The organism is Micromonospora sp. NPDC049836 (assembly GCF_044465125.1).
Taxonomy (GTDB): Bacteria; Actinomycetota; Actinomycetes; order Mycobacteriales; family Micromonosporaceae; genus Micromonospora.
The window spans coordinates 309,648-327,879 of sequence record NZ_JBITLH010000001.1 but is presented as its reverse complement, the minus strand read 5'-3'; the positions used below and the strand labels follow the sequence as shown (position 1 = coordinate 327,879).

18 protein-coding genes and 1 tRNA gene are annotated in these 18,232 nt (G+C 74.7%); 14 read left to right on the top strand and 5 right to left on the bottom strand.

Features of this window, described 5'->3' with window-relative positions; genetic code table 11:
- Positions 1-74 precede the first annotated feature (74 nt).
- Genes ACIBPB_RS01505 through ACIBPB_RS01495 form a run of 3 tightly spaced genes read right to left on the bottom strand, consistent with a single transcriptional unit; the run spans position 75 to position 4,726 of the window.
- On the bottom strand, positions 75-1,064 hold the full coding sequence (locus tag ACIBPB_RS01505; protein ID WP_396837691.1) for an ATP-binding cassette domain-containing protein: 990 nt from the start codon (positions 1,062-1,064) through the stop codon (positions 75-77).
- A 30-nt stretch (positions 1,065-1,094) separates the two neighbouring features.
- On the bottom strand, positions 1,095-3,977 hold the full coding sequence (locus tag ACIBPB_RS01500; protein WP_396837690.1) for a BTAD domain-containing putative transcriptional regulator: 2,883 nt from the start codon (positions 3,975-3,977) through the stop codon (positions 1,095-1,097).
- A gap of 59 nt (positions 3,978-4,036) precedes the next feature.
- Positions 4,037-4,726, bottom strand: coding sequence for a hypothetical protein (locus ACIBPB_RS01495; RefSeq protein ID WP_396837689.1), 690 nt, complete (start codon positions 4,724-4,726; stop codon positions 4,037-4,039).
- Between the two features lie 166 nt (positions 4,727-4,892).
- On the opposite strand from ACIBPB_RS01495, the gene ACIBPB_RS01490 reads away from it, so the two are divergent.
- From ACIBPB_RS01490 to ACIBPB_RS01445, 10 genes are all read left to right on the top strand, one after another.
- Positions 4,893-5,225, top strand: a complete 333-nt coding sequence (locus ACIBPB_RS01490) for a PadR family transcriptional regulator (RefSeq protein WP_396837688.1) — start codon at positions 4,893-4,895, stop codon at positions 5,223-5,225.
- The gene (locus tag ACIBPB_RS01485) at positions 5,222-6,238 is read left to right on the top strand and encodes an HAAS signaling domain-containing protein (RefSeq protein WP_396837687.1); all 1,017 of its coding nucleotides are present in this window, start codon (positions 5,222-5,224) and stop codon (positions 6,236-6,238) included. Before ACIBPB_RS01490 ends, ACIBPB_RS01485 begins: the two co-directional genes overlap by 4 nt.
- Positions 6,239-6,485: 247 nt before the next feature.
- A complete protein-coding gene (locus ACIBPB_RS01480; RefSeq protein WP_396837686.1) occupies positions 6,486-7,172 on the top strand; it encodes a dienelactone hydrolase family protein in 687 nt (228 codons plus the stop codon).
- The gene (locus ACIBPB_RS01475; RefSeq protein ID WP_357326469.1) at positions 7,165-7,905 is read left to right on the top strand and encodes a uracil-DNA glycosylase; all 741 of its coding nucleotides are present in this window, start codon (positions 7,165-7,167) and stop codon (positions 7,903-7,905) included. Before ACIBPB_RS01480 ends, ACIBPB_RS01475 begins: the two co-directional genes overlap by 8 nt.
- Before the next feature lie 20 nt (positions 7,906-7,925).
- Positions 7,926-8,669, top strand: coding sequence for a DUF4129 domain-containing protein (locus ACIBPB_RS01470; RefSeq protein WP_396837685.1), 744 nt, complete (start codon positions 7,926-7,928; stop codon positions 8,667-8,669).
- A complete protein-coding gene (locus tag ACIBPB_RS01465; RefSeq protein ID WP_396838152.1) occupies positions 8,663-9,238 on the top strand; it encodes a hypothetical protein in 576 nt (191 codons plus the stop codon). Before ACIBPB_RS01470 ends, ACIBPB_RS01465 begins: the two co-directional genes overlap by 7 nt.
- Complete coding sequence (locus tag ACIBPB_RS01460) at positions 9,238-10,245, top strand: MoxR family ATPase (RefSeq protein ID WP_357326475.1); 1,008 nt, start codon at positions 9,238-9,240, stop codon at positions 10,243-10,245. Before ACIBPB_RS01465 ends, ACIBPB_RS01460 begins: the two co-directional genes overlap by 1 nt.
- Positions 10,245-11,609 (top strand): DUF58 domain-containing protein, encoded by a 1,365-nt coding sequence (locus ACIBPB_RS01455; RefSeq protein ID WP_396837684.1) that lies wholly within the window; start codon positions 10,245-10,247, stop codon positions 11,607-11,609. The genes ACIBPB_RS01460 and ACIBPB_RS01455 overlap by 1 nt, the downstream gene beginning before the upstream one ends.
- An 8-nt stretch (positions 11,610-11,617) precedes the next feature.
- Positions 11,618-12,178: a hypothetical protein gene (locus ACIBPB_RS01450; protein ID WP_396838151.1), complete on the top strand. Its 561-nt coding sequence runs from the start codon at positions 11,618-11,620 to the stop codon at positions 12,176-12,178.
- A gap of 103 nt (positions 12,179-12,281) precedes the next feature.
- Positions 12,282-13,610 carry an NAD(P)/FAD-dependent oxidoreductase gene (locus ACIBPB_RS01445; protein ID WP_396837683.1) on the top strand — a complete coding sequence of 443 codons (1,329 nt, stop codon included), beginning with the start codon at positions 12,282-12,284 and terminating at the stop codon, positions 13,608-13,610.
- A gap of 63 nt (positions 13,611-13,673) precedes the next feature.
- On the opposite strand, the gene ACIBPB_RS01440 is transcribed toward ACIBPB_RS01445, so the two are convergent.
- Positions 13,674-15,503 carry a hypothetical protein gene (locus ACIBPB_RS01440; RefSeq protein ID WP_396837682.1) on the bottom strand — a complete coding sequence of 610 codons (1,830 nt, stop codon included), beginning with the start codon at positions 15,501-15,503 and terminating at the stop codon, positions 13,674-13,676.
- Between the two features lie 102 nt (positions 15,504-15,605).
- Between ACIBPB_RS01440 and ACIBPB_RS01435 the strand changes: the two genes are divergently transcribed.
- The 4 genes from ACIBPB_RS01435 (at position 15,606) to ACIBPB_RS01420 (ending at position 17,935) form a co-directional block, all read left to right on the top strand.
- Positions 15,606-15,686, top strand: a tRNA-Leu gene (locus ACIBPB_RS01435).
- Between the two features lie 109 nt (positions 15,687-15,795).
- Complete coding sequence (locus ACIBPB_RS01430) at positions 15,796-16,614, top strand: Bax inhibitor-1/YccA family protein (RefSeq protein ID WP_396837681.1); 819 nt, start codon at positions 15,796-15,798, stop codon at positions 16,612-16,614.
- Between the two features lie 125 nt (positions 16,615-16,739).
- Positions 16,740-17,498 carry a Bax inhibitor-1/YccA family protein gene (locus tag ACIBPB_RS01425; protein ID WP_396837680.1) on the top strand — a complete coding sequence of 253 codons (759 nt, stop codon included), beginning with the start codon at positions 16,740-16,742 and terminating at the stop codon, positions 17,496-17,498.
- A 116-nt stretch (positions 17,499-17,614) separates the two neighbouring features.
- Complete coding sequence (locus ACIBPB_RS01420) at positions 17,615-17,935, top strand: hypothetical protein (protein WP_396837679.1); 321 nt, start codon at positions 17,615-17,617, stop codon at positions 17,933-17,935.
- 77 nt (positions 17,936-18,012) lie between these two features.
- On the opposite strand, the gene ACIBPB_RS01415 is transcribed toward ACIBPB_RS01420, so the two are convergent.
- Positions 18,013-18,189: a hypothetical protein gene (locus ACIBPB_RS01415; RefSeq protein ID WP_396837678.1), complete on the bottom strand. Its 177-nt coding sequence runs from the start codon at positions 18,187-18,189 to the stop codon at positions 18,013-18,015.
- Positions 18,190-18,232: the final 43 nt, after the last annotated feature.

Genomic DNA, 18,232 nt, shown 5'->3' with positions numbered 1-18,232 from the left:
CCGCGCCAGCGGGGTACGCGCGGGCGCCGGCGGGGCCGGTACGGTCGCCGTCTGGCGCAGTCGGGTCGCGGTCGTCATGCCGGGTCCGCCTTCCGTCCAGCGCCGACGGGCTGGCTGGCCTCGTCGGCACGGTGTCCGGTCAGGTGCAGGAACGCCTCGTCCAGCGTCGCGCGGCGCAGGCCGACGTCCTCGACCGCGATCCCCGCCTCGTCCAGCGCCCGCACGACGTCGACCAGCCCGGCGACCCGGTCGGCCACCGGCGCGTTGAGCCGCCGGATCTCCGGATCGCGCTCGGCCTCCGCGCCACAGATCCGCGCGACGATCCCGCCGGCCCGGGCCAGGTCGGCCGCGTCGCGTACGACCACCTCGATCCGGTCACCGCCGGTCATCGACTTCAGTTCGTCCGGGGTGCCCTCGGCCACCACCCGACCGGTGTCGATCACCGAGATCCGGTCGGCGAGCCGATCGGCCTCCTCCAGGTACTGCGTGGTGAGCAGGACGGTGGCCCCGTCCGCGGTCAGGGCGCGGACGACGTCCCACACCTGGTTGCGGCTGCGCGGGTCCAGGCCGGTGGTCGGCTCGTCGAGGAAGAGCACGCGCGGCGTGCGGATCAGGCTGGCGGCGAGGTCCAGTCGGCGGCGCATCCCACCCGAGTACGAACCGGCGGACCGGCTGGCCGCCTCGTCGAGCCCGAACCGCTCCAGCAGTTCGCCGGCGCGCCGGCGGGCGGCCCGGGCGCCGAGTCTGCTCAGCCGTCCGAACAACTCCAGGTTCTGCCGGCCGCTGAGGGTCTCGTCGACCGCCGCGTACTGCCCGGTGAGCCCGATCCGGGCGCGCACCTCGTCCGGCTGTCGGGTCACGTCGAATCCGGCCACGCTGGCCCGGCCGGCGTCGAGGCGCAGCAGCGTGGCGAGGACCCGTACGGCGGTGGTCTTCCCGGCGCCGTTCGGTCCCAGTAGGCCGTGGACCGTGCCACCGGGCACGGTCAGGTCAAGTTTGTCCAGCGCGCGGGTCGGGCCGTACCGCTTGCCCAGCCCTTCGGCGACGACCTCGAAAGTTGTCATGCCCCCACGGTGCGGGCCGGCGCTGACCGCTCACGCACCGTCGGCTGACGGCCGCGCACCGCCCGGTGCGACCCGGGTCGCGGTCCGCTCCGCCGCGGTGATCTGCTCGAGGGCGAGGATGATCTCCGCCCGCGTCGCCTCCCCGACGTACCAGCCGGTGAGCCCGCCCGTCAGCGCCGCCTCGCACAGCCGCCGGGCCTCCGCGAGGTCGCCGCGCGACCGCGCCACCTGGGCGAGGCCGAGGCGGGCACCGGACACGAACTCCGGTGCGCCGCCGCGTTGGGCGAGGAGCAGGGCCCGGGCGAAGTCGTCCTGCGCCGCGGCGAGGTCACCGGCGCGCAGCCTCGTCTCGCCCCGGGTGCGCAGCATGTCGGCCTGGTCGACGGTCGAACCGAGTTCCTCGGCCAACGCCATGGCCCGGTCCAGGAAGGCGCTCGCCCCTCGGGGGTCGCCCTGCCAGGCGGCGAGTTCGCCGAGCACGCCGAAGGTGATCATCGACCCCCAGCGGTCGCCGATGCTCTGGAAGCCGTCGAGCGCGGTGGTCAGCGCGGTCCGTGCCCGGTCGTGCTCACCGCTCCACATCCGCGCCGAGCCGAGTCCCATCGCGCCGAGCGCGTTGAGCCACACGTCCGAGCCGATCAGCTGTTGCAGGTCCCGCATCAGTTGGTCGACGTCCTCGCCGTCCCGGGACGGTGGTCCGGTCGAGATGCCCGACAGGTACAGCAGGAAGGGTTGCCGGGGTGGCCGGTCGAGGCTGAGGAGCAGGGACCGCTGTGATCCGGGGGGCGGCAGGTGGCCGAAACCACCGAGCGAGGCGTTGTAGACGCACAGGACGAACTCCTCGCGCAGGCCGGGTGGCGCCTCCGGGCCGAGCACGTCGAGCACATCGGCGGCCAGCCGGGCCGCTTCGCCGCGCATGCCGCGCAGCCACCAGTAGAAGGACAACGCCGCGACCAGTCCGGCCGCGACGGGCGCGTCCGCGGCCCTGGTGACGCGACGGAGCGCCGCGTGCAGGTTGTCCCGCTCGGCGTCGAGCCGGCGCAGCCACGCCAACTGCTCGGCCCGGCGCAGGTGACCGTCGGCGGTCCAGGCCAGCGCCAGGAAGTACGCGGCGTGCGCGCGACGGAGCCGGTCGGCCTCGCCGGCCTCGGTGAGCCGCTCGGCGCAGAAGGCGCGCACCGTCTCGAGCATCCGGTACCGGCCGGCATTCAACTCCACGAAGGACTTGTCGACCAGGCCGGTCAGCGCGTCGACGAACTCGGCGGTGGGCAGGCCACAGATCCGCTCGGCCGCCTCCAGGGTGGCACCACCGGCGAGGACGGTGAATCGCCGGGCCAGCCGCCGTTCGGCGTCGTCGAGCAGCTCCCAGCTCCACTCGACCACCGCCCGCAGGGTACGGTGCCGCGGCGCCCCGCTCCGGCTGCCCATCGACAGGAGCCGGAAGCGATCGTCGAGACGGGCCGCCAGCTCGGCGATCGGCAGCCCGCGCAGCCGCGCGGCGGCCAGCTCGATCGCCAGCGGCAGGCCGTCGAGGGTGCGGCAGATCCGCAGCACCAGCTCGAGGTTGTCCGACGTGACCGCGAAGTCGGGCGCAGCGTCGGCGGCCCGCTGCGCGAACAGCACGACCGCGGCGTACCCGTCGGCGTCCGTCACCGCCACGCCGGCCGCCGGCAGGGCGAGCCCGGAGACTGGGCACAGCGCCTCGCCGGTCAGCCCGAGCGGCTCGCGACTCGTGGTCAGGACGCGCAGCGCCGGGCAGGCGCTCAACAGGCGGGCGACCAACCGGGCCGCGTCGGCGACGACGTGCTCGCAGTTGTCGAGCACGAGCAGCAGCCGCCGTTCGGCCAGCGCCGCGACCAGCCGGTCGGTCGAGTCCCGGCCCGGCTCGGACGGGGCGCGCAGGCCCGCATCGCGCAGGCCGAGTGCGCTCAGCACCGCCTGCGGTACGTCCGCACCGTGGGCCAGCCCGGCCAGCTCGACGAAGTGGACCTCGCTGTCGAGACTGCCCGCGGCCTCGATCGCCAACCGGGTCTTGCCCGCTCCGCCGGGGCCGATGAGGGTGATCAGCCGTCGCTCGCCGAGCAGCTCGCCGACGCGCGCCAGCTCCTCCTCCCGCCCGACGAACGTGGTGAGCTGGCCCGGCAGTCCGTGTTCGGGTTTCTCGCGTCCGGCGGGGCGTTCGTCGCCGCGCAGCACGGCCAGGTGGGTCGCGGCCAGCGCGGCCGACGGGTCGGTGCCGAGTTCCTCGGCCAGCGTCCGCCGGGCGTCCTCGAACTCGGCGAGTGCCTCGGCCGGCCGGCCGGCGGCGGACAGCGCGCGCATGAGCTGGATCCGCGACCGTTCCCGCAACGGATGCGCGGCGACCAGCTCGCGCAGCTCCGCGACGAGCGCGGCGTGCTCGCCCAGCGCCAGCTCCGCCTCGATCCGATCGTCGATGGCGGCCAGCCGCAGCTCGTCCAACCGGGCGGCCTGACCGGGCGCACCGGCCACCTGGGTGACGTCGGCCAGGGCCGGTCCGCGCCACAGGTCCAGCGCCTCGCGCAGCGCCGCCGCCGCGCGGGACCAGTCGCGGCCGGCGAGCGCGCGGTGCCCCGCCTCGGCGAGCCGCTCGAACCGGTACGCGTCGACGTCAGCGGGATCCACGGCGAGCCGATACCCGGCCGGGTGGAGCTCGACGGTGTGCGCCGCGGGCAGGGCCTGACGCAGCCGGGACACCTGGGACTGGAGTGCGTTGGCCGCGCCACCGGGCGGATGCTCGCCGTACAGGCCGTCGATCAGCCGATCCGTGGGCACCACCCGGCCCGCGTCGAGCAGGAGCAGTGCCAGCAGGGCGCGAAGCCGCGGACCGCCCACGGGTATCTCGCGTCCGTCGGCCAGCAGCACCTGGGTCGGACCCAGGATGCGGAAGAGCATGGTGCCGATTGTCGCCGACGGCCCGCGCGCCCTGTCGGCACCGTGGGCCGTCGGCGGTTCTACCTCGTACGCTGGCGCGGCCAGTCCGCCGCCCGCCCGGACCCGTCGCCGGAGCCGCCCGACAGCAGCCCGGCCCAGTCGGACCGACCGGCCCAGTCCGCACCGTCGACCCGGGCGGGACCGCCGGCCCGCACCAGTTCCGGCTCGGGGGTGGTGGCTGGCGTGCCGAGCCCGAGACCGTCCGCACCCGGTGCGCGGTCCCGTCGGGTCAGCGGCGGGAGGATCTCGTCCGCCTGCAGCGCCGCGGGCCGGTCGTCGGCGGGCTGCGGCCACCGCTGCCAGCGGCGGATGCTCACGACACCGACCAGGAGCAGCGACCCGACCAGCAGCGTGGTGCCGGACCGGAGCGGGGCCGCCAGGTCGATCCGGTGACCGCTCATGGTCAGTTCGTGGTCGAACAGTCTCAGCACGCCGGCCGGGCTGACGAGCAGGCCCAGGTAGCTGGCCGAGTAGAGCAGGCCGGTCAGCGCCGCGCCCAGCGGGGAGAACCGGAGCGTGCCGATGAGCCCCAGCACGAGCCCGGCGGCGGCCAGCACCAGCGCGGGTCGGACGAAATCGCCGTTGTCCAGCGTGCCGCCGTGCTGTGCGGCGGCGAACGCCCGCTCCGACCGGTCCTGGCCGAGGGCGAAGAGAATCCAGGCCAGCGGACCGACGATGACGGCGGCCAGCACTGTTCCGAGGTGTCGCATCCGGGCAACGTACCGATTTCATCCGAAGATGAGCAGGTCTGATAAGCGAAACTTAAGCCGACCGATCACCCGGCCGGGCCGGCGTGGAGCGCGCCGGCGAGCCGCGGGACCCGCCGAACTACTGTTTTCTTGACGGTACTCTGCAATCCGCACTAGTGTGCGGGGCGTGGATACGACGCAACTCCTCAAGGGTGTGCTCGACCTCGCCGTGCTCGCCGTGCTCAAGGACGAGGACGGCTACGGCTACGACATCCTCCGCCGGCTGCGCGAGGCCGGCCTGGAAGAGGTCGGCGACGCCTCGGTCTACGGCACCCTGCGCCGGCTCTTCGCCGCCGGCCTGCTGACCACGTACGTGGTGCCGAGCGAAGCCGGGCCGCACCGCAAGTACTACGCACTCAACGCCGCCGGTCGCGACCAGCTGGTCCGCTCCGGGAAGACCTGGCGGTCCTTCGCCGGCACCATGGACGCTCTGCTCGAGGATCGGGGGATGGCGGCATGACCGTCACTGGGCAGGAGATCGCGGACTACGTCGAGCGGGTACGGGCGGCCCTGGCCGACCTGCCACCCGCCGTCCGCGACGAGTTGACCGAAGACCTGCCGGAGCACCTGGCCGAGGTGGCCGCCGAGACCGACGGCACCCTGGTCGACCGGCTCGGCGCGCCGGAGGCGTACGCGGCCGAACTGCGCGCCGCCGCGGGTGCGGAGCCCGGCGCCCGGTCGGCGTTCCTGAGCCGGCGGTTCGACGCCGCCCGGGCCCGCGCCGGCACCCAGCTCCGGGCGCTCGACACCCAGCTCGGGCCGCTGCTCGGGCAGCCCTCGGTGAGCGACTTCCTCCGCCCGCTGCGGCCGGCGTGGTGGCTGCTGCGCGGCTGGCTGGCGGCGCTGGTGATCTCCGAGCTATTCGGCGGGTCGTCCGGGCTGCTGCCCCGGCTCGACGGCAGCGTGTTCGGCGGCCTGTTCCTGCTCGCCGGCACGGTCCTCGCCTCGGTCTGGCTGGGCCGCCACTCCGCCGGCCTGCGCGGCTGGCGACGCCAGGTGTTGCAGATCGGCACGGCCGCCCTGCTGCTGTTCTCCTTCGCCACCCTGGTCACCGTGGACCAGCACGCCCGCTCCGACCCGTTCGGCGGCTACCAGGAGGTCTCGACCGACCGCCGGTACGACATGATCCAGGACGTCTTCGTCTACGACGAGCAGGGCCGGCTGGTGACCAACGCCCGGCTCTTCGACCAGAACGGCGTGCCGATCCGGCTCGGCTGGCCCACCTGCCCCGACGGCACCGGCGTGGTGCCGCCGCCCCGCTACGTCTACCCGTACTGCCCGGAGCAGGCGCCCTTCGCGCCGCCCGTGCCGTCCCCCGCGGCGCCCGCACCGCCCGCGCCCGGCACGGCGACCCCGACCGGGAGCGCGCCGGCACCGAGCGGAAGCGCGCCGGCACCGAGCGGGAGCACGTCCGCGTCGCCGACCGGCACCGCCGGGCCCGCGCCGTCGGCGGAGCCGACCACCACCCGCTGAACCCGCACCCGCAGGGGCGCCCGCCGACCGGCGGGCGCCCCTGCGGCCGTCCACCGTCCATCCAGGACCAGCCCGGCCAGGGCGGCGGCCACCGCACCCGCCGGGGCGTCCCGTGCCGGGGGCGAACAGGAGGTGAATGCCACTGTTCTCGCGTCTTCCCCGGGCCGTGCGGCGCGTGGCACGCTACCCGCACGTAACACCACTGTGCGACCAGCCAACGATGACTGACCGCTAGGAGGACGGACCCATGGGCGAGATGGTGAGCTTCGCCGGTAACGGAGGGACGAGCGAGGGGTATCTCGCGATACCCTCCGTCGGTGCGGCCAGCCCGGCGGTCATCGTCATCCAGGACTGGTGGGGCCTGGTGCCCCACGTGCGGGCGGTGGTGGACCGGTCCGCGGAGGCCGGCTTCGTGGCCCTCGCGCCGGACTTCCGGCACGGCGGCCCGGCCAGCAAACCGGACGAGCCGCGGCAGATGTTGAACAGCACCCAGATGGACGAGGCGGCCAGCGACATCGCCGCCGCCGCCGAGTTCCTCGCCGGCCGCCCCGAGGTCGCCGGCAAGGTCGGTTGCGCCGGGTTCTGCGCCGGGGCGAGCCTGGCGCTGTGGTCCGGCACGTTCTCCGAGCGGATCGTCGCGACCGCCGCCTTCTACCCCCGGCTGCCCTGGGAGGGCATGCGCGCCGACTGGCCGGACTACGCCGGCAAGGCCGCGCTCATCCACTGTTCCGAGGCGGACGGCCTCTCCGCCGCCGACGGGGTGCAGAGCGCGAAGCGGGCCATCGAGGCGGCCGGCGGCTCCTGCCAGACGTACGACTACCCGGGCACCGCGCACGCGTTCTTCAACGAGGACCGGCCGGAGCACTTCGACCAGCGGGCCGCGGCCACCGCCTGGGCCCGCACCCTGGAACTGTTCCGGGCCCGGCTTGGCTGAGTCGCGTACCCCCGCCGAGGTGGTCGCCCGCGCCGCGCGGGCGACCGACCTGGCCGACCTCGACGGCGCGGTGAGTGACTGCTTCGCCTGCCCGCGCCTGGTCGCCTGGCGGGAGGAGGTCGCCCGGACCAGGCGGGCCGCCTTCCGGGACCAGGAGTACTGGGGGCGGCCGGTGCCCGGGTTCGGCCCGGCCGACGCGCGCATCGGCATCCTCGGCCTGGCCCCGGCCGCGCACGGCGGCAACCGTACCGGCCGGATCTTCACCGGTGACCGCTCCGGCGACGTGCTCTTCGCCGCGCTGCACCGCGCCGGGCTGGCCAACCAGCCGACCAGCGTCGCCGCCGACGACGGCCTCGCCCTGCGTGACACCCGCATCTTCGCCGCCGTGCGCTGCGCGCCCCCGGACAACAAGCCCACCCCGGTCGAGCGGGACACCTGCGCGCCCTGGGTGCACCGGGAGGTCGCGCTGATCCGGCCCACGCTGCGCGTCGTGGTCGCGCTCGGCGCGTTCGCCTGGGCCGCGTGGTGGCCGGTGCTGCGCGACGTGTACGGCCGCCGACCGCCCACGCCGCGCCCCGCGTTCGGCCATGGGGCACACTGGTCCGGCACGTCCGCGCCGGAACTGCTCGGCTGCTACCACGTCAGCCAGCAGAACACCTTCACGGGGCGGCTGACACCAGCGATGTTGGACGACGTGTTCGCCCGGGCGAAGCACCTGGCCGGGGTGGACTGAGGAATGCGTGGGGCGGTGGGATGGACCTCGGCGTGCTGCGCAGATGGTGGCCGATCGCGGCGGTGACCCTGCTGCTGGCCGCCGCCGCGCTCGCCGCCGGCCACTCCGCCATCGGGGCCAGCCGCATCCCACCGGCCGCCGACAACATCCCGTACGTGCCGGAGTACCCGTCCGCCGAGGCCGCGCCCTCCTTGCCGGCCGAGCCCCGGGACTTCGGTCCGCCCACCTCCGGCGGCATCCCGGGCTGGGTCGCCACCACCGCGATCGTGCTGCTCGCGGCGGCCGTGCTGGGCGCCGTGGGCTACGTGCTCTGGACGCTGATCGGCGGGGCGCTGCGCCGGACCACCCGAGCGGTGCCGACCCAGCGGGCCCGGCGCACCGCCGCCGGCACCGCCCGCGAGGTGGTGGCCGCGCTCGACGCCGGCCTGGTCGAACTCGACGACCGGGACACCGACCCGCGGACCGCGGTGATCGCCTGTTGGGTGCGGTTGGAGGAGGCCGCCGAGGAGGCCGGGGTGCCCCGGCTCGCCGGGGACACCCCCACCGACCTGGTCACCCGGCTGCTGCGCGGTGATCCGGCCGCCGGGGTGCCGGCGATCGCCAGCGCCGACGTGCTGGACGGGTTCGCGCACGTCTACCGCGAGGCCCGGTACGCCACCCACACGGTCGACGCGCGGATGCGCGACCAGGCCCGGTCCGCGCTGCGCCGGCTGCGCGGCGAGCTGACCAGCCTGGCCGGCGCGGGGGAGGCCCCGGCATCGTGAGCACCAGCATCGACGACCTGCTCTCGTCCGCCGGGGAGCGGGCCGAACCGGCCGGCCGTGGCCGGCTCCGGGTGCTGCTGCGGACGCTCACGGTCACCGCGGCGATCACCGTCGTCGTGGTGGTCGGGCTGCGCGCCGTCGGCCTCCAGGTCTCGCTCTGGATCATCGTGGCCGGCGTGCTCGCCGTGCTCGCGGTCCGCCGGGTCACCGCCGCCCTGACGCCCCCGCCACCGCCCCGGACCGGCGCGCGCGCCCCCGCCGGGGAGGAGCCGGGCACCTGGAACTGGGCCTCCCGGGACGCGCTGCGCACCGCGATCAACGGCTGGGAGCGCCCGCTGGACTGGTGCGGCGGCAACCGGGAGCGGTTCACCGAGCGGATCCTGCCCCGCCTCGGTGAACTGGCCGACGAGCGGCTGCGCCAGAAGCACGGCATCACCCGCGAGTCCGACCCGGCCCGGGCCCGCACCCTGCTGGGAGAGCCGCTGTGGACGTTCCTCAGCGTCCCCTCCCGCCGCCCCCCGTCGCCGCGCGATCTCGCGGCGATCGTCGCCGAACTGGAGAAGTTGTGATGAACGACGTGGACCGCAGCATGCCCCCCGCCGAGGTGGGCCGGCTGGCCCGGGCGGTGCTGGACGCGGTCGGCACGGTCGTGGTCGGCAAGCGGGAGGCCCTCGAGCTGGTCCTCGCCGGCATCCTGGCCGGCGGCCACGTGCTCCTGGAGGACCTGCCCGGCCTGGGCAAGACGCTCACCGCACGGTCGTTCGCGCAGGCCCTCGGCCTGGACTTCCGCCGCCTCCAGTTCACCCCGGACCTGCTCCCGGCCGACGTGACCGGCTCCTTCCTCTACGACCAGCGCAGCGGCGACTTCGCGTTCCGGGCCGGCCCGGTCTTCACCAACCTGCTGCTGGCCGACGAGATCAACCGGACGCCGCCGAAGACCCAGTCGGCGCTGCTGGAGGCGATGCAGGAGAAGCAGGTCTCCGTCGAGGGCGTCACCTACCGGCTGGACGAGCCGTTCCACGTGCTCGCCACCGCCAACCCGATCGAGTACGAGGGCACCTACCCGCTGCCGGAGGCGCAGCTGGACCGGTTCCTGCTCCGGGTCTCCTTCGGCTATCCCGACCACGACGAGGAGTGGGAGGTCCTGCAACGGCGGATCGCCCGCCGCCGCGAGGAGGCCGAGATCACCCCGGTGGTGGACGCCGCCACTCTGCGGGCCATGCAGGCCGCGCTGGAGGACGTGGTGGTCGAGGACTCCATCGGCCGGTACATCGTGGCGCTCACCGCGGCCACCCGCGAGCACCCGTCGGTGCTGGTCGGCGCGTCGCCGCGCGGCTCGCTGGCGCTGCTGCTGCTGTCCCGGGTCCGGGCAGTGCTGAACAACCGCGACTACGTGGTGCCGGAGGACGTCAAGGCGGTGGCGGCGCCTGCCCTGGCACACCGGATCACCCTGCGCCCGGAGATGTGGCTGCGCCGGGTCGACCCGTCCTTCGTGGTCGGCGAGGTGCTCGAGTCCACTCCCGCCCCGGCCAGCGGCGCCCTGCCCAGCTACGCGGCCGGACCCGCCGGGCGCTGATGACCGACCGTCACGAGCCCGCCACCGGCTGGGCGCCCACCGGGGCGCTCGGCCGGGCCGTGCTGCTCACCGGGCTGCTGCTCGTCGCGGCCGTGCTGCTCGGCCGGATCGACCTGGTCGTGCTGGCCACGCCGTTCGCGCTGGGCACCGCGTACGGGCTGCGCCGCCGGCCCACCGCCCTGCCCGAGTTGGAGATCGGGGCCGGGGACGCGCACCTGGTCGAGGGCTCCCCGATGACCGCGACGGTGGCCGTCGGCAACCCCGACACCGTCTCCTACGACCTGGCCGTGGTCCGCACCCGGATGTCCCGCTGGCTGCGGGTGGAACGGGTCGGCTTCGGCGGGACCGGCATCGACGTGGGCCGCGCCGGCGGCGCCGACCGCCCGTTCGTCACCTCGGTGCCGTCCGGCGCCGCGGTCGACCTGACCCTGACCGGGACGGCGTTGCGCTGGGGCCGGCACCCGATCGGGCCGGCCGGCACCCGGGTGGCGGTCGCCGACGGGCTGCTCGTCTCCCGCGCGGTGATCACCGATCCGGTCCGGACCCGGGTCTATCCGAGGACCGAGCCGTTCGAGGCGGTCGAGGCGATGCCGCGGGCGGCGGGTCTGGTCGGCGCGCACCACTCCCGCCGGCCCGGCGAGGGCGGCGAGCTGGCCGGCGTACGGGTCTTCGCGCCGGGGGACCGGCTGCGCCGGATCGACTGGCGGGTCTCGCTGCGGGCCCGGCAGCTGCACGTGGCGGCCACCCTGTCCGACCGGGACGCCGAGGTGGTGGTGCTGCTCGACGTGCTGGCCGAGGCGGGCCGCTCCGGCGGCGTACGCGGTCCGGCGTCCGTGCTGGACACCACGGTCCGGGCGGCGGCGGCGATCGCCGAGCACTACCTGCACCGGGGCGACCGGGTGGCGTTGCTGGAGTACGGCCCGGGGGCCCGCCGGCTCCGCCCGGCCACCGGGCGCCGGCAGTACCTGACCGTGCTGGAGTGGCTGCTCGACGTCAAGGCGGAGTCCTCCCCGCACGAGCCGTACGACCTGGTGTTCGGCCCGCAGCTGCTCTCCTCGGACGCGCTGGTGGTGGTGCTCACCCCGTTGCTGGACGAGCGTTCGGCGCAGATGCTGGCCCGGATGGCCCGGGGCGGCCGGTTCGTGGTGGCGGTGGACACCCTGCCGGCCGACCTGCCGCCGCCGAAGGAGCGCGGCTGGGCCGAGGTGGCGTACCGGCTGTGGCGGCTGGACCGGGACACGATGATCGGCCAGCTCCGCGAGCACGGGGTGCCGGTGGTCCGCTGGGCCGGCGCGGGCAGCCTCGACCAGGTGTTGCGGGACGTGGCCCGGCTGGCCACCGCGCCCCGGGTGGGTGGCCGGTGAACGACATGCTGGCGGCGCTGCACGAGCGGGCCCGGGCGGTGCGGTTCCTGGTCGGCCGGATCAGCCTCGTCCCGCTGCTCATCCGGGGCGGGATCTTCCTCACCGTGCTGCTGGGCGCGCTGGTGGCGTACCCGGCGGAGGCGATCACCCCGCGGTCGCTGCTGGCCCTGACGGTGGTGGCGGTGCTGCCGGCGGCCGGGCCGCGCCGGACGTGGCCGACCTTCGCGGCGCTGGTCGTGGTCGGTGGTTGGCTGCTCGCCACGGTCGGGTACGACCGCCCGCCCGCGCTGTGGCGGCTGGTCGCCGTGGCCGCCCTGCTCTACCTGGCGCACACCCTCTGCGCGCTGGCCGCCCTGCTGCCGTACGACGGGGTGGTCGATCCCGACCTGGTGCTGCGCTGGCTGGGCCGGGCCGGCGGGGTGGTGCTGGCGAGCGCGGTGGTCGGCATCGTGCTGGCCTGGCTCGGCGGGGTCGGCGGCGACCGGGGCTTCCAGGCCGCGACCGTGGCCGGGCTGCTGGTGGCGGTGGCGCTCAGCGCCCTGCTCGGCTGGTTGCTGCGTCGCAGATAGCGGGACTGCGGGGCAAAGTTGCGCAGGTCACAGGGGTTGTGCTCCGTCACAGAAGAGGGTCTCGAACGGGATTACCCGAGCCGCCCGGGGAAAGATAGATGACGTGAATCCGAAGCGGATCCTTGTCGTGGGTGCCGGGCATGTCGGCCTGTACGCCGCTCTGCGCCTGTCCAAGAAGCTGAGCTCCCGTGAGGCTGAGGTCATCGTCGTCGACCCGCAGCCGCACATGACCTACCAGCCATTCCTCCCGGAGGCTTCGGCGGGCAACATCTCCCCGCGGCACGCGGTGGTGCCGCTGCGGCGGGAGTTGCGCAAGTGCAAGGTCGTGGCGGGCACGGTCACCCGGATCGACCACCACCGCAGGACCGCCGTGGTGCAGCCGATCAGCGGCCCGGCCCGGGAGATCCCGTACGACCACGTGGTGGTCGCTCCGGGCTCGGTCTCCCGCACCCTGCCGATCCCGGGGCTGCACGAGCACGGCATCGGGTTCAAGACCATCGGTGAGGCCATCTTCCTGCGCAACCACGTGCTGGACCGGCTGGACGTGGCGGCCGCCACGACCGATCCCGAGGTCCGCAGCCGGGCGCTGACGTTCGTCTTCGTCGGCGGCGGGTACGCGGGCATCGAGGCGCTCGCCGAGATGGAGGACATGGCCCGGGACGCGCTGCGCTACTACCCGGAGCTGAAGCCGGAGGACATGCGCTGGGTGCTGGTCGAGGCCACCCAGCGGGTGCTGCCCGAGGTCGACCGGGACATGGGCGCCTACACGGTGCAGCAGCTGCTCAAGCGGAACATGGACATCCGGCTGGACACCCGGCTGGAGTCCTGCGTCGACGGGGTGGCGAAGCTCTCGGACGGGTCGAGCTTCCCCTCGGACACCATCGTCTGGACGGCGGGCGTGAAGCCGTCGCCGATGCTGGACGCCACGGACTTCCCGCGCGACGAGCGGCGCCGGGTCACCTGCCTGCCCACCCTGCAGGTGGTGGACGGTGACCGGGTGGTCGAGGGCGCGTGGAGCGCCGGCGACTGCGCCGCCGTGCCGGACCTGACCAAGGAGCCGGGCAACTTCTGCTCGCCGAGCGCGCAGCACGCGGTCCGGCAGGCCGCCCGGATGGCCGACAACATCGTGAACGTGATCCGCGGGCGCGAGCCGGTCAACTACAAGCACAAGCACGTGGGCAGCGTGGCCAGCCTCGGGCTGCACAAGGGCGTGGCCCAGGTGTACGGCGTGAAGATGACCGGCTGGCCGGCGTGGTTCATGCACCGCACGTACCACATGTCGCGGATCCCGTCGTTCAACCGCAAGGTCCGGGTGGTCGTCGACTGGACGCTGGCGTTCGTCCTCAAGCGTGAGGTGGTCGCCCTGGGCCAGCTGCACGACCCGCGCGAGGAGTTCGCCGAGGCGTCCGCTCCGGTCGGCGCGGCGCGCTGAGTTTCGCCGGAAGGGCCCTTCCCGTCGCCGGGAGGGGCCCTTTCGGGTACCTCCGACCCGCGGTCAGAACCGCCAGGTCCAGGCGTCGGCGACCCGGGTGCCGGGGCCGAAGAGCTGCTCGAGGGTGCCGCGCAGGGTCGCCGCGTGCGGCGCGTCGTCGGTGACCGCCACACAGGAGGCGCGCCAGAACCGGATGTCCCGGTCGGCCTGCCGGCGCTGCTCGTCGCCGATCACCGGTGGCACGCCGCGCCGGGCCACGTCGGCCAGCAGCGCCGAGGTGGGCCGCTGGTAGGTGCCCATGGCCGCCGAGCCGCCCCGGCCGTACGGGCCGATGAAGAAGCCCTCCGGCATGCCGAAGGCCGCGTCGGCGGCGGCGGCCCAGCGCATCGGCCACGGGTCGTTCGGGGTGGCCGTGGGCACCGGGACCAGCACCCCGCCGGGGCGTACGCACTGCCGCCAGTGGCCGGCCGAGACGAACTCGGGCAGCGCCGGCCGGTCGGCGGTGGGCAGCGGGGCGGGGAAGACGGTGAGCAGCGCGGCGCCCACACCCAGCGGGACGAGCCGCCGGGCTCGCCCGGGTTCCCCGAGCGCCCGGTGCAGGGCCAGGGCGAGCACCGTGCCGGCCAGCGGCGGCACCGCCAGGGCGAACCGCATCGGCAGCGCGCCGTCCACCACCGGCAGCCCGGCCAGCAGGGCGTACGGCCCGGGGAGCCCGGTCCGTTCGCCGGAGACGACCACCTCGGGGCCGAGTGACAGCAGCGCCATCGCCAGCGCCCCGGCGACGCAGGCGGTCACCAGTGGGCGGCGGCCCAGCCAGGCCGCGCAGCCGGCGGTGACCAGCAGCAGCGGCCAGCCGAGGAAGGTGGTGAACTCGGCCGGGCCGGTGCTCAGCCGGGCGGCGGCGTCGCTGCCCAGCACCGAGAGCGGGGAGAGCGTCGACCAGCCGCTCAGGTCGGCGGAGAAGTAGTACGGGCTGAACATCCCCTCCGCCACGCCCTGCGGCCCGGCGAACTGGTGCCAGAGCGGGTACGCCAGCACCAGCAGCGCCAGCCCGGCCGCGGTCAGCAGCCCGCCGGCGAAGGTGGGCAGGGCCCGGCGCAGCAGCGCCCGGTCGGCCAGGCCGTACGCGACGGTCATGATCAGCAGGGTGACCGCGGTGAGGAAGAGCACCTCCTCGCCGATGAAGACCTGGGCGGTGACCGCCGCGGCCAGCCCGACCGCCGAGGTGGCCAGCCGGCGGCGGTCCGGCCCGCCGGGGCGGCCGGCGGGGTCGGCGGCCCGGCGCAGCCGGACCACCAGCCAGACGATGACCGGGATCAGCCACTGGGCGGTCATGTGCAGGTGGGCGTTGCTCTGCGAGACCATGCCGGGGCCGAAGCCGCAGAGTCCCGCGCCGAGCCCGGCGGCGAGCCGGCGGACCCGCAACGTCCGGCTGAACAGCAGGTACCAGGCGAGCGCCGTGCCGGCCAGGTTGCCGGCGGTCAGCAGGGCGAAGCTGACCGGCGCCCCGAAGGCCAGGGTGACCGGGGCGAACAGCACCCCCAGCGCGATCACCGTGGTGTTGGCCAGCAGGTTGACCCCGTCCGGAGCGTTGAGCCGGTCGGTGAGCAGGTGGAAGTCGCCGAGCAGGGCGCGCGCGTCGACGGCCAGGAACCACTCGTAGAGGGTCTGGTCCGCCGGGTTCAGCGCGAGCACCCGCTGGCCGGGGGCGGGCCACAACCCGTGGGTGAGCCAGCCGGCCAGCAGGGCGAAGAGCAGCCCGGCGAGGAGGCCCGCCCGGTGGCGGGCGATGCTGGCCAGCAGGCGGGCCCGAGGGTTGGGGCGGACCGCCGGTCGGCCGAGGACGGCCTGGTCGGGGTCCGGCCCGGGGACCGTGGCGGCGGCGCTGGTCACGGCCTCGACCATATCGGCGCGAACCCTCGGGGTACGCCGGGTCGCCCGGCAACGGCTACGGTGAGACCTGCGCCGAGGTGTGTCGGCGTACCGGTGTCACCCGCCCGGGTGGTGGAACGGCAGACACGGCCGCCTTAAAAGCGGCTGCCGCAAGGCGTGCGGGTTCGACCCCCGCCCCGGGCACAGACTCTCAGCTTTCCCACAGCTTGCCGCCCGCCGCGGTGAGCGGGTCCCGTTTACCCTGGAGGTTGCACGTTCACGTGCATCGACCCCCTGAGGGAGGCCTGAGAAAGTGAAGACCTCGAACCCGGTGCTCTCCCGGCTCGGCCAGGCGGCCGGCCGCGAGCGGGCGGCCGGGTACGCCCAGCCCGGGCCGTACGCTCAGCCCGGATACCCGCAGCAGCCGTACCCGACCGGCTACGGCTACCCGGCGGCCCCGCCCACCGTGACCCCGATGACCCTGGACGACGTGGTCGTCAAGACGGTCACCCTGCTCGGGATCCTGGGCGTCGTGGCGGCCGCGACCTGGGCCGTCCTGCCGGACGAGCTGCTCGGCCTGGCGTGGATCGGCGGCGCCGTCGTCGGTCTGGTGCTCGGCCTGATCATCTCGTTCTCCCGGATGGCCAACCCGGCGCTGGTCATCGCCTACTCGGTCGTCGAGGGTGTCTTCCTCGGCGCGGTGAGCAAGACGTTCAACACCCTCTACGACGGCATCGTGCTCCAGGCCGTGGTGGCGACCTTCGGTGTCTTCTTCCTGATGGCGATGCTCTACAAGTCACGCGTCATCCGGGCCACCCCGAAGTTCGCCAGGATCATGATTGCCATGATGGGTGGCCTCTTCGCGGTCATGCTGATCAACCTGGTGCTCGCCCTCTTCGGCGTCAACACGCACCTGCGCGACGGCAGCCCGCTGGCCATCGGCTTCAGCCTGGTCTGCATCGTGGTGGCCTCGCTGAGCTTCGTGCTCGACTTCGCCAACATCGAGGACGGCGTCCGGATGGGGCTCCCGCAGCGCTACTCCTGGACCGCCGCGTTCGGCATCGTGGTCGGCCTGATCTGGCTCTACCTGGAGGTGCTGCGCCTGCTCAGCTACCTCCAGGGCGACGACTGACCGTCCCGCCCGCCGCACGACGCCCGCCCGCCGCCACCGCGGCCGGCGGGCGTCGTCGTTTTCCCGCCGCCGCCGGGCCGCCCGGGGCAGAGTGGGAGCCGGGGTACGGCGGCAAGGAGGTCACGGTGCGCAGTGCCAACCCGGTCCTGGACCGGCTGGACGACGTCGGCCGGGCCGAACGCCAGGTCCTCGGGGTCGGGGCCGCCGAGACGATGAGCGTCGCCGACGTGGTGAGCCGCACCGTCGGCCTGCTGTTGATCACCGGCGTCACCGCGGCGGTCGCCTGGGTGCTCGTCCCGCCGGCGGCCTGGATCTCGGCGGCGCTGGCCGGCACCGCCCTGGCCAGCCTCGCGCTGGTGCTGTTCATCTCGCTGAAGCAGGTCACCAACCCGCCGCTGATCGTCGGGTACGCGGTGCTCCAGGGGCTGCTGCTGGGCGTGGCGAGCCGGGCCTTCGAACTGGTCTACCCGGGGATCGTGGCCCAGGCGGTGATCGGCACCTTCGGGGTCTTCCTCGGCATGGCGCTGCTCTACCGGGCCCGGGTCATCCGGGCCACCCCCCGGCTGGCCCGGCTCGTCCTCGGCGCGCTGATCGGGATCCTCGCCGTCGGCCTGGTCAACCTGGTGACCTACCTGCTCACCGGGCGGCAGGGACTGGAGGTGTACAGCCTCACCGCCCGGGTCGGCTGGCTGCCGTACCTCTTCTCCGGGGTGGCGATCATCGCCGGGGCGCTCAGCTTCATCCTCGACTTCGACCTGGTCGAGCGCTCCACCCGGGCCGGGCTGCCCCGCCGGTACGCCTGGTACTGCGCGTTCGGGCTGCTGGTCGGGCTGATCTTCCTGTACTGGCAGATCCTCCGCCTGCTCAGCTACCTGCGGCGCTGACCGTACGACCGCTCCCGCTCGGCCGGGCGACCACTCACCTGCCACGCCGCCGGGTGGCACCCCGGTCCGCGCCGGTCGCCGGGGCGCGGCCGCCCGCCGTCGTAGACTCGGCCGCGATGAGCGCAGCGGAACTGGACCGGGTGGTGGAGCTGCTGGTCCGTCAGGTCGGGCACTGGCAGCAGCCGCGTTGGTCGGCGCAGGCCGCCGGGGGCAACGTGGCCCGGGCCGACCTGGTGCACAAGCTGGTGCAGGAGCTGGCCACCCTGGCGGCCGACGCGGCGGGCGAGCCGCGCCGGGACGTACCCCGGCTCGACAGCGACCTGGTCCTGCCGGATCAGCTCCGGGTGGTCGCCGCCGACCTGGTGGCGGCCGGCGCCCCCGAGCCGGTGCTGGCCCGGGCCGCGGCGGCGGTGGCGGCGACCCGCGCCGCCCTCTAGCGGAAGATCCTGGACGACGCCGGCCCCGCTGGGGGCCCGCTGTCTCAAAATCTCACCCAGGCTGTGGGCGATACGCATCAACTCAGCAGCTTCTCCGTCAGGTCCATCAACCGCTCGGCGTCGCGCGGGTCGAGGGTCGGGAAATCGGGCGGGAGTTGCCTGCCCCGGTCGATGGCGGTCAGTGGCGTAGCCGGCGGTTCGTCCACGAACCGGTGGATGGGGGCGACCGCGTCGACGATCCGCCGGGCTGCCACCGATGCCGCCGCCAGAAGTCCGCGGACGAGCCACGGGAGGGCG